The organism is Janthinobacterium sp. SUN026 (genome assembly GCF_030397625.1).
In the GTDB taxonomy this organism is placed as follows: domain Bacteria; phylum Pseudomonadota; class Gammaproteobacteria; order Burkholderiales; family Burkholderiaceae_D; genus Janthinobacterium; species Janthinobacterium kumbetense.
On record NZ_JAPQNU010000003.1, the window covers coordinates 527,095 to 540,495 of the forward strand.

A 13,401-nucleotide genomic window follows, 5' to 3' on the forward strand; every position below is an offset into this window, starting at 1 on the left:
CGACTCTTACAAATGCTTACTCCCCTCAAGAGTAACTATACATCGCATACAAAACCGCAACATATGGCAAGCTGGCGAGCCCGTTTTCGCGCATAGACTGGGCCCAGGCACGCTTTTTCCACGGCCGGCCCACGCCGGCAGAGATTCAGGTCTATACTTTCAGGAAAGCGCCGCTCCACGGGGACTGGCGCTTGTGCAAGACACGCTAGCTGCAAAGGTGCAATGATGGGCAAACTCAAAAATACCGGCTTGATCGGCCTGGGCGTGGTGGCCGGTGTCGCCGTGTCGCTGCAATTTTCCGCCATGGCGCAAAAAAACGTCGAGCCGCCCCTGCCGCTGGAAGAGCTGCGCCAGCTGGCCGATGTGTTTGGCCTGATCAAGTCCGATTACGTGGAACCCGTCGAAGACAAGAAATTGCTGGAAGACGCCATTTCCGGCATGGTCGCCTCGCTCGACCCCCATTCCGCCTATCTGGACAAGAAAGCCTACGCCGAACTGCGCGAAGGCTCCGAAGGCAAGTTCGTCGGCCTGGGCATTGAAATTGGCCTGAGCGAAGACGGCTACATCAAGATCGTCTCACCCATCGAGGATTCGCCCGCCTACCGCGCCGGCATCAAGGCAGGCGATCTGATTACCCGCCTCGACGGCCAGCCCGTGAAAGGCGTCAGCCTCGACGACAACGTCAAGCGCATGCGCGGCGAGCCGGGCACCAAGGTGTCGCTGACCATTGCCCGCAAGGATGAACCGCAGCCGCTGGCCTTCACCATCACGCGCGAGGAAATCCACCAGAAAAGCGTGAAGGCGAAGATGGTCGAGCCGGGCTACGCCTGGCTGCGCGTGTCGCAATTCCAGGAACCGACCGTCGACGACATGGCCGCACAGATCACGGCGCTCTACAAGCAAGACCCGAACCTGAAGGGCATGGTGCTCGACCTGCGCAACGATCCGGGCGGCGTGCTGCAAGGCGCCATCGGCGTCTCGGCCGCCTTCCTGCCGAAGGATGCGGCCATCGTGTCGACCAACGGCCAGTTGCCGGACTCGAAACAGGTGTTCTACGGCCGCGCCGAATACTATACGTTCCGCTCGGAAGGCGATGCCTTGGCGAAATTGCCGGCCGCCATCAAGAAAGTGCCGCTGGTGGTACTGGTCAACACGGGTTCGGCCTCGGCCTCGGAAATCGTCGCCGGCGCCCTGCAAGACTACAAGCGCGCCACCATCATCGGCACGCAGACCTTCGGCAAGGGTTCCGTGCAAACCATCCGTCAGCTGACTGCCGACACGGCCGTCAAGCTGACGACGGCCCGCTACTACACGCCGAACGGCCGCTCGATCCAGGCCAAGGGCATCGTACCCGACCTGCTGGTCGATGAAAATGCGGACGGCGACGGCTTGAACGGCTTGCGCATCCGCGAAGCGGACCTCTCCAAGCACCTGAGCAACGACCGCGACAAGGAAAGCGCCAAGGCCGCGCCCGTCAACGACGAAATGGAAGAGCAATTGCGCATCATCGCCCTGGAAAAGACCCGCAAACCGCTGGAATTCGGCAGCCAGGACGATTTCCAGCTGCACCAGGCGCTGAACCACCTGAAAGGTTTGCCGGTGCAACTGGCCAAGGCCGAACCGGTGGTGGTGCAAGCCGACGTCAAGCAAGAACAGAAGAAGTAAGTAAGTAGCCAAATAGCGCCAGCAGCACAGCGGGGGGCGCCATGCCCCCCGTTACCCCGTCCACGCGACAAAAATCAATCTTCCGCCACACTTCCCCCCGCCCCGCAACACGAAACTCTCTACAGTCGAGCCCGTTTGTGTAAAATTTGCTTCACTTATCGGCACCGCGCCGATTGCCAAATTTGAAAGTTTAACCATGAAACAAGTCGTCATCAGCGGTACCGGACTGTACACGCCGCCATTTTCGATCTCCAACGAAGAGCTGGTCACCTGCTTCAATGCCTACGCGGAAAAATTCAATGCCGACAATGCCGACGCGATCGCCGCGGGCACGGTGACGGCGCTGGACCTGTCGAGCGTGGCCTTCATCGAAAAGGCGTCCGGCATCAAGTCGCGTTTCGTGATGGAAAAGGAAGGCATCCTCGATCCGGCCCGCATGGTGTCGCGCATTGCGGAGCGGGGCGATGACGAACTGTCGCTGCAGGCGGAAATGGCCGTCGCCGCCGCGCGCGACGCCTTGGCGCGCGCCGGCCGCACGCCGGCCGATATCGACATGGTACTGGTCGCTTGCAGCAATATGCAGCGCGCCTACCCGGCCATGGCCGTGGAAGTGCAGGATGCGCTGGGCATCGACGGTTATGGTTTTGACATGAACGTGGCGTGCTCGTCCGCCACCTTCGGCATCCAGCAAGCCGTCGCCGCCGTGCAAAGCGGCCAGGCGCGCGCCGTGCTGGTGCTGAACCCGGAAATCACCAGCGGCCACCTGAACTGGCGCGACCGCGACAGCCATTTCATTTTCGGCGACGCCTGCACCGCCATCATCGTCGAAGCGAAAGACACGGCCGTGTCCCAGCACCAGTTCGAGATCATCGGCACGGAACTGAAAACGCGCTTTTCTAACGCCATCCGCAACAATTTCGGCTTCCTCAACCGTTTTGACGAATCCGGCGTGGGCAAGGCGGATAAACTGTTCCGCCAGCAAGGCCGCAAAGTGTTCAAGGAAGTGTGCCCGATGGCCGCCGAGATGATCAAGGCGACCCTGGCCAAGGCAGGCGTGGAAGTGGCGCAAGTCTCCCGCTACTGGCTGCACCAGGCGAATCTGAACATGAATCTGCTGATCGCGCGCCTGATCCTGGGCCGCGACGCGGAAGCCAACGAAGCGCCCGTGATCCTCGACACCTACGCCAACACCTCGTCGGCCGGCTCCATCATCGCCTTCCATAAGTATCAGGATGACATGGCGGCGGGCGCCACGGGCGTCATCTGCTCGTTCGGCGCCGGTTATTCCATCGGCTGCGTGATCGTGCGCAAGGTGTAGAGACACGGGGTGGCATAGGGTGGAGTCCTTGAATTAGGCGAAGATCCGGGTGGATAACATGCGTTCGTGGCCACCTGGACGAAGATATAGCACAGGTTTTTTGCAATAAAGCCGCAGGAAATTTTCCGGCAGGGGCTTTGATGCGTTTATACTTGGTCGCTGAGCAACATCTTTTTCCATCCGCACGTCCCCATAAGGAACCCCACACGCATGCCCCATGACATCAGCCTGATCACCACCATCGCCGCCGCCCTCGGGTTCGGCCTCATCTTCGGCTTCATCGCCGCGCGCCTGAAACTGCCGGCCCTGGTCGGCTATCTGGCCGCCGGCATCATCATCGGACCGGCCACGCCCGGTTTTGTGGCGGATGCGGAAATAGCGGGACAATTGGCGGAAATCGGGGTGATGCTGATGATGTTCGGTGTCGGCCTGCACTTTTCCATCGAAGACTTGTGGGACGTGCGCAAGATCGCGCTGCCCGGCGCCATCCTGCAGATCGGCGTCGCCACGGCGATGGGCATGGGCCTGGCCCACTGGTGGGGCTGGACCCTCGGTGGCGGACTGATCTTTGGACTGGCCCTATCGGTCGCCAGTACCGTGGTGCTGCTGCGTGCGCTGGAAGAACGGGGTATCCTCGATTCCCTGAATGGCCGCATCGCCGTCGGCTGGCTGGTGGTGGAAGACCTCGTCACCGTGCTGGTGCTGGTGCTGCTGCCGGCGTTTGCCGGCGTGCTGGGCGGCAAGGTCGCACCGGATGCCGAGGCCGTCAGCCTGTGGCAAACCCTCGCTATTACCCTGGGGCAAGTAGCCGGCTTCATCGTCTTCATGCTGGTGGTCGGCCGCAAGCTGTTCCCGTGGATTTTGTGGCAAGTGGCGCGCACCGGCTCGCGCGAACTGTTCACCCTGTGCGTGATCGCCGCCGCCGTCGGCATCGCCTATGCGTCGACCAAGCTGTTCGGCGTGTCCTTCGCGCTGGGCGCCTTCTTCGCCGGCATGGTGCTGCGCGAATCGGAACTCAGCCACCGCGCCGCGGAAGAGTCCTTGCCCCTGCGCGACGCGTTCGCCGTGCTGTTCTTCGTGTCCGTCGGCATGCTGTTCGAGCCGAACATCCTCATCGAGAAGCCCCTGCAAGTGCTGGCCGTGTGCGCCATCATTATCTTCGGCAAGTCGATTGCCGCCTTCCTGCTGGTGATGGCGCTGCGCTACCCGCCGAAAACGGCCATCATCGTCTCGGCCAGCCTGGCGCAGATCGGCGAATTCTCGTTCATCCTGGCCGCCCTGGGCCTGTCGCTGGGCCTGATGCCGCAGGAAGGCCAAAGCCTGATCCTGGCCGGCGCCATCCTGTCCATCGCCTTGAATCCGCTCGTGTTCAGCATGGCCAAGCCGCTGCTGCGCGTGATGAGCAACAGCGATTTCGCGCGCAAGTTCGAACGCACGACCGACCCGCTGGCCGAACTGCCGATGACGGTGCCGCAGGAAAAACTGTCGGGCCAGATCGTCCTGGTCGGCTATGGCCGCGTGGGCCGGCGCATCGCCGCCGCCCTGATGGAGCGGGGCATCCACTTCGTCGTGGCAGAGGAAAACCGCGAAATCGTCGACCAGCTGCGCAAGCAGGGCATTCCGGCCGTGGCCGGCAATGCGGGCGAACCGGCCGTGCTGATCCAGGCGCACATCACGCACGCCACCATGCTCGTCATCGCCACGCCGGACACCTTCCACGTGCGCGCCATGATCGAGACGGCGCGCGCGCTGAACCCCAACATCATGACGGTGGTGCGCACGCACAGCGAGGAAGAGGCGGAATTGCTGCGTGCGGAAAACGCGGGCAAGGTGTTCATTGGCGAGCACGAGCTGGCCAATGGCATGGCCGAGCACGTGCTGCAGAGTTTTGATGCGGCGAAGAAGGGGCATGGCGGGCATTAAGCCGGCGCCCTTTCCGTCCAGCAAGCCTGCCCGCTCCCCAGCCGGCAGGCTTTCTTTTTACAGGCTGGCGGCCAGTTCCGCGCCTTCCCGTATCGCCCTCTTGGCGTCGAGTTCGGCCGCCAGCGCGGCGCCGCCGATCTTATGGAAGCGGGGGCCGCCCGCCGCCAGCGGCTTGCCATCCTTGCCCATGTCCGGCATGAGCTCCGTCAAGCTGTCCTGGCCCGCGCAGATGACCACGTTGTCCACCGCCAGCAGGCGCTGCTCGCCGCCCACGGTGATGTGCAAGCCCTGCGCGTCGATCTTGTCGTAGCTCACGCCGGCCAGCATGGCCACGCCGTTTCTCGCCAGCGCCGCGCGGTGCACCCAGCCCGACGTCTTGCCCAGTCCCGCGCCCACTTTCGACGTCTTGCGCTGCAACAGGAAGATTTGCCGCACGGGCGCAGGCGCCACGGGCGGCACCAGGCCGCCGCCAGTGGCCGCATCCAGGTCCACGCCCCACTCGCCTGCCCAGGTGGCCACGGGCAGCGGCAGCGGGTGCGCCGGGTCGTGCAGCAGGTATTCGCCCACGTCGAAGCCGATGCCGCCCGCGCCGATGATGGCCACGCGCGCGCCGACAGGCTTCTTGCTTTGCAGCACATCCAGATACGACAGCACTTTCGGGTGGTCGATGCCGGGAATGGCCGGCAAGCGCACCTTGATGCCGGTGGCGACGATGACGTCGTCATAGCCGCCGGCCAGCAATTGCTCGCGCGTCACGCGCTGGCCCAGGCGCAGCTTGACTTCCAGCAGCGCCAGCCGGCGGGCAAAATAGCGGATGGTTTCCGTGAATTCTTCCTTGCCGGGAATTTGCATGGCCACCTTGAACTGGCCGCCCACGCTGTCGCTGCTGTCGAACAGGGTCACCTCGTGCCCGCATTCGGCCGCCACGCAGGCGGCGGACAGGCCGGCCGGGCCGGCGCCGACGACGGCCACCCGGCGCGGCACGGCCTTTTTCGCGTACACGAGTTCCGTTTCATGGCAGGCGCGCGGGTTGACGAGGCAGCTGGCGCGCTTGTTGGCGAACGTGTGGTCGAGGCACGCCTGGTTGCAGCCGATGCAGGTGTTGATCTCGTCCGTGCGCCCGGAGGCGGCCTTGGCGACAAAATGGGGGTCGGCCAGGAAAGGGCGCGCCATCGACACCAGGTCGCAGTCGCCCCGCTCCAGGATGGCATTCGCTTCGTGCGGCATGTTGATGCGGTTCGACGCCACCACGGGAATGCCGACTTCGCGGCGCAGCCGGCCCGCCACGGAGGCGAAGGCGGCACGCGGCACCGAGGTGACGATGGTGGGCACCCTCGCCTCATGCCAGCCGAAGCCCGTATTGAGAATCGTCACGCCGGCGTGTTCCAGGGCCTTGGCCACCGCCACCACGTCATCCCAGGTATTGCCGCCCTCGACCAGGTCGAGCAGGGAATGGCGGTACATGATGATGAAGTTGGGGCCGACGGCGGCGCGGATGCGGCGCACGATGTCCACGGGCAGGCGCATGCGGTTTTCGATGCTGCCGCCCCAGCGGTCCTGGCGCAGGTTCGTGCGCGCGCACAGGAACTGGTTCAACAGGTATCCTTCGCTGCCCATCACTTCGATGCCGTCATAGCCGGCCTTTTGCGCCAGGCGCGCGCAGCGCACGTAGTCGCAGATGGTGCGCTCGATGCCCCGTTCGCTCAGGGGACGGGGGCGGAATGGCGAGATCGGCGATTTCTTCGCCGACGCCGAGACGACGAACGGCTGATAGCCATAGCGGCCCGCATGCAGGATCTGCATGACGATCTTGCCGCCCTCCTCGTGCACGGCGCGCGTCACCTTGCGGTGGTTCGGCACGTCGCCGAGGAAATTGAGCGTGCCGCCGAACGGCAGCAGCCAGCCCTGGCGGTTCGGCGAGATGCCGCCCGTGACGATCAGCCCCACGCCGCCGCGCGCCCGTTCGCGGTAAAACGCGGCGAGCTTGCCATAATGATAAAAACGGTCTTCCAGGCCCGTATGCATGGACCCCATGATGACGCGGTTGCGCAAAGAGGTAAAACCCAGGTCGAGCGGGGCCAGCAGGTGGGGATAGGCAGTCATGGTGATCGGTCCGGTAGAGGTGGTATGCAGGCCGTACGGTAGCAAGCATTGCCGCTCGCCGCAGCGTATTTCTCTAGACCGGGAGTTCTAAATCGCCCGGCGCACGGGCCGGCGATGCGTACAGCTTGTGCCGGGCGCAAGTTTCCCGTAGGCTAGGTGCATGACGCGACTCTTCCTTTGCCTGCTGATGCTGTGCGCCGTCCCCGCTACCGCGCTGGCGCAGGCGATACGCATGGACAAGCTCAAGGTCGACGTCAAGCGCATCGAGGTCGACGGGCAGCGCATGTATGAAGTCGATGCCAGCGGCAGCGTGCAGGCGCCGCCGGCGTCCGTCTGGAAGACCCTGACCACCTACGAGCGCATGCATGAATTCGTGCCGGACCTGAGTTCCTGCCGCGTGCTGTCGCGCAACGGCAATGAAGTCATCATCGAACAGCAGGGCATGGCGCGCTTCCTGTTCATGAACCACCCCATCCACCTGGTGGTGCGGGCCACGGAAACGCCGTTTACGGCCATCGACATCGCCCTGATCTCCGGCGACATGCGGCATTACGAATCGCGCTGGAATCTGTACCCCATCCCCGAGACGGGCGGCACGCGCATCGTCTTTTCCAGCCGGCTGATGCCGGGCTTCTACGTGCCCGGCATGCTGGGCACGACCATGATACGCGGCGATATCGAGCGCATGATGGCGGCCGTGCTCGCACGCATCGACAGCCAGTACGCCGATAAATCCGGATAAAACTACGCCAGGTAGGTATCGCGGTCGCGGATTTCCGCGAAGTTTTCCAGGCTGCCCAGCTTTACCGTGACGGGATTCAGGCTCGCCTGCGGCTGCATCGAGCGCCAGGCGAACAGCCATTCCTGCTCGGGCGCCTCGGCGCGCGTCTTGGTGAAGGCGGCGCCCAGGGCGGCGCGCTGGCCATACTCGACCAGGCCATCGATGCCGGCCCAGCTGGGCAAGGTGCGCTGCACGGCGCGGTGCAGGCGTTCGCCGAATTCTTCCGTATTGTGGATGATCAAACAGGCGTCGGCCGGGGCGAACAGGTCGAACAGTTGCTTGTCCCACACTTGGGAAAAGCTCAGGGTCAAACAATTGCCCGCAGGCATCAGGCGGAACTGGCCCAGGCTCAGCGCCAGCTCAAGTTCGCTGCGCTGGCCGTAGCGGTGCAGGGTGGGGGGACGTTTGTAATCGTGCATGCTGGACTCGTTCTTCAATAGTAGGGTAAACCGGCGCGCCGCTTAACGTGGCGGGCGGATATGGCGCCGGATGCGCTGGGCCGTCGCGGCCAGATAAATTTCGCGCAGTAAATAAATAAAACAGCCGATCAGGCAAATCACGGCCAGCACAAAGAAGGCCGCGATGTATTTATCCAGGGTCAGGTTCAGAATATCGCCCAAAAACAGCATGGCGATGATGACGCAGACGAAGAAACCGCACGCCGTGCTGAGCGAAATCGAGTAATTGATCAGATGGGTACGCCGATACAAGGTATCTAGCTCATCCATATAGAAATCGTTATAGCCGATGTCGAGCCGGTCTTCCAGCACGCGCGTGCGGTCGATGATGCGGCCCAGGCGGTTGGTCAGCACCACCAGCATGGTGCCGATACCGGTCAACAGGAAAACCGGCGCAATCGCCAGCTGGATGATATGGCCGATGTCGCCGATCTGTATGTTCATGGATAAAAAGTCGTGGGTTTACACCGGCGCCCGACCGTGGCGCCAGCACAGGCCATAGTGTAGCAGGTGGCGCACGCCGGCTGGCCGCTTTGCCAACCGGCGGGCTCTGGCGTCATGCGAAACCGCGCCCCGGCACGAAGCGCTCGGTGGCGCGCACCAGCGCCGAAGCGATGCCGTGCTCGAGCGCGCCATGGCCCGCATCCGGAATCATTTCCAGCTGCGCGCCCGGCCAGGCTTGCTGCAGGCGGTAGGCCGACAGCGGCGGGCAGATGGCGTCGTAGCGGCCTTGCACGATGACGGCCGGCAAATGCGCGATGCGCGCCATGTTGCGGATCAGCTGGTCTTCCTCGAAGAAACCCAGATTGGCCATGTAGTGCGATTCGAGCCGGCCCACGCCCAGGTCGAGCGCATCGTTCGGCGCATCTTCCGGCTGCGGCATCAGGTACACGCGGCGGCCTTCGAAGCGGCTCCAGGCGCGCGCGGCGGGCCAATATACGGCGGGATCGCTGCTGAGGATGCGTTTCACGTAGGCCGCCAGCAAGTCGCCCCGTTCCTCTGCGGGAATAGGCGCGGCGAATTCCGCGTACAGTTCCGGATAAAACCAGCGCACGCCCTCGATGAACCAGTCGATTTCCGCCTGCGTACACAGGAAAATGCCGCGCAGCACGAAACCGAGGCAAGCCTCCGGATGCGCCTGGCCATACGCGAGCGCCAGGGTCGAGCCCCACGAGCCGCCAAACACCAGCCATTGCTCGATGCCGAACTGGGCGCGCAAGCGTTCGATATCGGCGATCAGCAGCTGCGTCGTGTTGTTGCGCCATTCGCCCAGCGGCGTGGACTTGCCCGCGCCGCGCTGGTCGAACAGGATCACGCGATAGCGCTGCGGGTCAAAAAAGCGGCGGTGCTGCGGCGACAGGCCCGCTCCCGGGCCGCCGTGCAGGAACAGCACGGGAATGCCGTCGGGATTGCCGCACTCTTCCCAATAAATGGTGTGGATGTCATCGACCGCCAGCATGCCGTGCCGGTTCGGCGACAGGACGGGAAACAGGGGGGACAAAGAATCGGGCATGGCGGTCCTCAGAATGGCAGTCGGGGCGCCAGGCACGAGTCCTGGCAACTGTTCCAATTATAGTGCGCCGCCGGCGCCTCAGGCCAGCAGCAAGGGCAGGCGGTTCGACGACTTGATTTCGCGCATCGACAGGCTGGACTGGATTTCCGCCACGCCAGGCAGGCGGCGCAGCACGGTCGAGACGAATTCGCCATACGCTTCCAGGTCGCGCGCCACCACTTGCAGGAAATAATCGGCTTCACCCGCCACATTGTGGCACGACAATATCTCGGGAATCGTCGCGATCGCCTGCTCGAACTGCGACGGCTGTTCGCCGCCATGGTTGGCAAACACGACCCGCACGAACGCCACCAGGCCGATGCCCAGCTTCTTGCGGTTAAGCAAAGCTTGGTAGCCGGTAATAAAACCTTCCTCTTCCAGGCGGCGCAAGCGGCGCCAGACGGGGGTTTCGCTCAGCTTCAAGCGCTCGGCCAGGCGCGCATTCGACAGCCGTCCTTCATCCTGCAACAGCCTGAGTATCTGCAAATCGGTGGCGTCGAGGCTAACTTCTGAAATTTTCATCTATTTTTTGTTTTTATACGAGTGGAATCTACCCGAATACTAGGGCATGCAGGGCAGGAAAAGCAAGCACATTTCATCGCTGCAAGAACATAATGGGACCCGGCGAGCAGGCCGCACCGTGTGCATGCTCCCGCTTTTCTTTTCGACCGAGCCATGTCCGATTCTACCTTCCTGATGTACCTGCTGGCACTGGCCGGCGCCTTTTTATTACCGGGCCCCGACATGGCGCTGGTGCTGGCGACGGGCGCCGCGCGCGGCGTGGCCACGGCGCTGGTGACGGCCGTGGGCATCGCCGGCGCGCGCGCCGTCCACGTGGCGCTGTCGGGCGCGGGCCTGGCGGCGCTGATGGTGACGCATCCGCAAGCCTTGCAATGGGTCAAATGGGCGGGCGCCGCCTACCTGCTGTACCTGGCGCTGCGCCTGCTGCAGTCGGCCCTGTCGAGCAAAACGGCACAGGAAGCGGCCGCCCCCGCCACGGCGCATGGCGCCCGCGCCAGCCTGGTGCGCGGCTTCCTGACGAATCTGCTCAATCCGAAGGCACTGCTGTTTTGCAGCATGTTCCTGCCGCAATTCGTCGTCGGCAGCGAGCAGGTCGGCATGCAATACCTGCGCCTGGGCGCCGTCCTGGTGCTGGTGGGCCTGCTGTTCGACGCCCTGTACGCCGTGCTCGCCGCGCGCCTGGCGCGCCGCCTGCGCGGCAAGCCTTCGCCTTACGGCAAGTTCGTGCTGCCTGCCGTGTTCGTGCTGCTGGCCGGGCGGCTGGTGCTGGGCTGATCGGCCATCGCATCCATGAAGAAGGCCGGGTAATCGGCCAGCAGGCTGCGCTCAAAGTCGTTGACCTTGCGAAATTGCCGCAGACCTGGCGCCATGGCCCGGCCCGCATCCCAGCTGCGCCAGGCATTCGGCGCATCGAATTGCGCCAGCAAGGCGTCGCCCAGGTCCTGGTACACGGCCGCCATGTGCGGCTTGGCTTGCAGCACTTGCAGATACAGGGCCGTCGCTTCCGGCCATTGGCCCAGCTTGGCGCGCAAATTGCCTTCGAACAGGGCCAGGACGGGCTGCTGCATCCCCGTTTGCGTCCTGGCTTCCTGCACGGCGGCCAGCGCGGCCGCGACGCCCTCTTTATCCTTGGCCAGCAGCGCGCGCGTCAAGTCGTGGATGGGCTGGCACTCCTGCATGGCCCGCTGCTGCTCACGCGACAGCTTGTCGACCAGCGCGCCCGTGGAAAAATGGTCTTCCAGCAAGGTCAAGAAAGCCTCGAAGGGTTTTTCTGCCGCAAACAGGCGCTCCGCCTCGGCGCGCAACGCCGGATGCGCCTGCGGACTCAGCGGCGGCAACAGCGCCGCCTGCGCCAGCACGCGCTCGAGCGGCGACGCGTCGGCCGCCAGCGGGCGTGGCCGGTACGCGGCCAGGGAATACGTGGCGGGCGCCCCCGCCGTCATGGCGCCGATGCGGAAATGGCGCGTGGCCGTGCCGCCCACCTCCTGGTAATGCAAAGTAAAGTCGGCGGGAATGCGCTTGCCATCGGCCAGCATCTTCAGCACCAGCGGGTGGCCGCCCCAGGTATAGCGCAGGAACTGGGCAAACGCCGTCGCATCGGCGCCGCTGACGGGGCTGCCGGCTATCCCCAGGCGCAGCAGGGGCTGCCCGTCGAGCGACCACAGCACGGCGCCGTCGAGCACTTGGGGGACCAGTCCGCCGCGCCGCCTTGGCGCCAGCACCGATAAAGTCTGCTCTTCATACACGGGCAAGGTCGCATGCTGTTCCAGCTTGCCGGCCTGCAGCATGCCGGCGATGCCCTGCCGGTGGCGCAACTCGATGGCGCGAAAGCCGACGGCGTCGAACAGCGAATAACCGTCATAGGTTCCCGCCGCCGTATCGATGAGGTAGCGGCGGCGCGTAGCAAAATCGAACATGGACAAGCTCATGCCATCGCGCACGCTCAGGTAATGGGGGCCCAGCACGACATCGCTTTCCTGCGTCTCGCGCGCGGGCAGGCTGGTTTTCACGCCGGGTTTGACGACCCGTTCGGTCACCACCGTGACGTGGAACGCGACGCTGGCCTGGGCCGCGCTGGCGCCCAGGAAAAGAATGGCGGCCACGCTGGCGCGGCGCAAGGCGGGAACTAGGGTCATGGAGATGATGCAGTGGAGAAATACTGATTTTAAGGCAAATCCGGCGATTCCCTTGTTTTTCTTGCAAGCATAAAAAAAGACAGCCGCAGCTGTCTTTTTGTTTTACCTCAACAACGATTACGACATGTGCTGGCCGCCGTTGATCGAGATATTGGCGCCCGTGACGAAGGCTGCTTCATCGGAAGCCAGGTAAGCCACCAGGCCGGCCACTTCTTCCGGCTTGCCCAGGCGCGCCATCGGAATTTGCGGGATGATTTTGCTGTCGAGCACTTCCTGCGGAATCGCCATGACCATCTTGGTGCCGATGTAGCCTGGCGAGATGGTGTTGACGGTGACGTTCTTGCGCGCCACTTCCAGCGCCAGCGACTTGGTGAAACCATGCATGCCGGCTTTCGCGGCCGAATAGTTGGTCTGGCCGAAGGCGCCCTTCTGGCCATTCACGGACGAGATATTGATGATGCGGCCCCAGCCGCGTTCCACCATGCCGTCGCAGACGGGCTTGGTCATGTTGAAGACGGAATCGAGGTTGGTGCCCATCACGGCGTCCCAGTTCGGCTTGTCCATCTTCTTGAACGTCATGTCGCGCGTGATGCCGGCGTTATTCACCAGCACGTCGACAGGACCGATTTCCGCTTCCACGGCCGCCACGCAGGCCGCTGCTGAATCGTAGTCGGCCACGTCGCACGGATACGCCTTGAAGTCGTAGCCCATGTCCTTGGTCGTCGCCAGCCATTCCGCGACCTTCGGATTGCCTGGGGAATATGTGGTCACCACGCGATAGCCGAGCGCCGCCAGCTTGAAACACACCGCTTCGCCCAGACCACCCATGCCACCAGTTACCAATGCAACTCTTGCCATTTTCATCCCCTCAGTGTCGTTCTGTTGCTAAAAAATTAATAATTTAATGAAAGCAATCCAGCTCCGCCGCGTGACGGCGGCGTACC

General features: G+C 63.7%; 12 protein-coding genes. 5 read left to right on the forward strand and 7 right to left on the reverse strand.

What is annotated here, in order from left to right; genetic code table 11:
- Positions 1–222 precede the first annotated feature (222 nt).
- The 3 genes from OX459_RS17110 (at position 223) to ybaL (ending at position 4,906) form a co-directional block, all read left to right on the forward strand.
- Positions 223–1,665, forward strand: coding sequence for a S41 family peptidase (locus OX459_RS17110; protein WP_099665870.1), 1,443 nt, complete (start codon positions 223–225; stop codon positions 1,663–1,665).
- Between the two features lie 196 nt (positions 1,666–1,861).
- Complete coding sequence (locus OX459_RS17115) at positions 1,862–2,983, forward strand: beta-ketoacyl-ACP synthase III (RefSeq protein WP_289899626.1); 1,122 nt, start codon at positions 1,862–1,864, stop codon at positions 2,981–2,983.
- Between the two features lie 210 nt (positions 2,984–3,193).
- Positions 3,194–4,906, forward strand: coding sequence for a YbaL family putative K(+) efflux transporter (gene ybaL, locus OX459_RS17120; protein WP_176381492.1), 1,713 nt, complete (start codon positions 3,194–3,196; stop codon positions 4,904–4,906).
- A 57-nt stretch (positions 4,907–4,963) separates the two neighbouring features.
- Here ybaL and OX459_RS17125 read toward each other — a convergent pair whose 3' ends face one another.
- Positions 4,964–7,009 (reverse strand): NADPH-dependent 2,4-dienoyl-CoA reductase, encoded by a 2,046-nt coding sequence (locus tag OX459_RS17125; RefSeq protein WP_289905922.1) that lies wholly within the window; start codon positions 7,007–7,009, stop codon positions 4,964–4,966.
- Positions 7,010–7,169: 160 nt separating this feature from the next.
- Between OX459_RS17125 and OX459_RS17130 the strand changes: the two genes are divergently transcribed.
- The gene (locus OX459_RS17130) at positions 7,170–7,751 is read left to right on the forward strand and encodes an SRPBCC family protein (protein ID WP_289905923.1); all 582 of its coding nucleotides are present in this window, start codon (positions 7,170–7,172) and stop codon (positions 7,749–7,751) included.
- Positions 7,752–7,753: 2 nt separating this feature from the next.
- Here OX459_RS17130 and OX459_RS17135 read toward each other — a convergent pair whose 3' ends face one another.
- The 4 genes from OX459_RS17135 to OX459_RS17150 form a co-directional block, all read right to left on the reverse strand.
- Positions 7,754–8,209 (reverse strand): hypothetical protein, encoded by a 456-nt coding sequence (locus tag OX459_RS17135; RefSeq protein ID WP_099408108.1) that lies wholly within the window; start codon positions 8,207–8,209, stop codon positions 7,754–7,756.
- 42 nt (positions 8,210–8,251) lie between these two features.
- On the reverse strand, positions 8,252–8,692 hold the full coding sequence (locus tag OX459_RS17140; RefSeq protein ID WP_034783716.1) for a DUF2721 domain-containing protein: 441 nt from the start codon (positions 8,690–8,692) through the stop codon (positions 8,252–8,254).
- Positions 8,693–8,804: 112 nt separating this feature from the next.
- Complete coding sequence (gene pip, locus OX459_RS17145; protein WP_289905924.1) at positions 8,805–9,761, reverse strand: prolyl aminopeptidase; 957 nt, start codon at positions 9,759–9,761, stop codon at positions 8,805–8,807.
- A 78-nt stretch (positions 9,762–9,839) separates the two neighbouring features.
- Positions 9,840–10,322 (reverse strand): Lrp/AsnC family transcriptional regulator, encoded by a 483-nt coding sequence (locus OX459_RS17150; protein WP_034752896.1) that lies wholly within the window; start codon positions 10,320–10,322, stop codon positions 9,840–9,842.
- Positions 10,323–10,475: 153 nt separating this feature from the next.
- Between OX459_RS17150 and OX459_RS17155 the strand changes: the two genes are divergently transcribed.
- Positions 10,476–11,096: a LysE family translocator gene (locus tag OX459_RS17155; RefSeq protein ID WP_251349515.1), complete on the forward strand. Its 621-nt coding sequence runs from the start codon at positions 10,476–10,478 to the stop codon at positions 11,094–11,096.
- Here the strand turns inward: OX459_RS17155 and OX459_RS17160 are convergent.
- Entirely contained in the window at positions 11,033–12,457 is a 1,425-nt protein-coding gene (locus OX459_RS17160) for a hypothetical protein (RefSeq protein WP_289905925.1), read from the reverse strand. The two genes, OX459_RS17155 and OX459_RS17160, sit on opposite strands and share 64 nt — an antisense overlap.
- 117 nt (positions 12,458–12,574) lie before the next feature.
- Complete coding sequence (gene phbB / locus OX459_RS17165) at positions 12,575–13,315, reverse strand: acetoacetyl-CoA reductase (RefSeq protein ID WP_035823615.1); 741 nt, start codon at positions 13,313–13,315, stop codon at positions 12,575–12,577.
- Positions 13,316–13,401 lie beyond the last annotated feature (86 nt).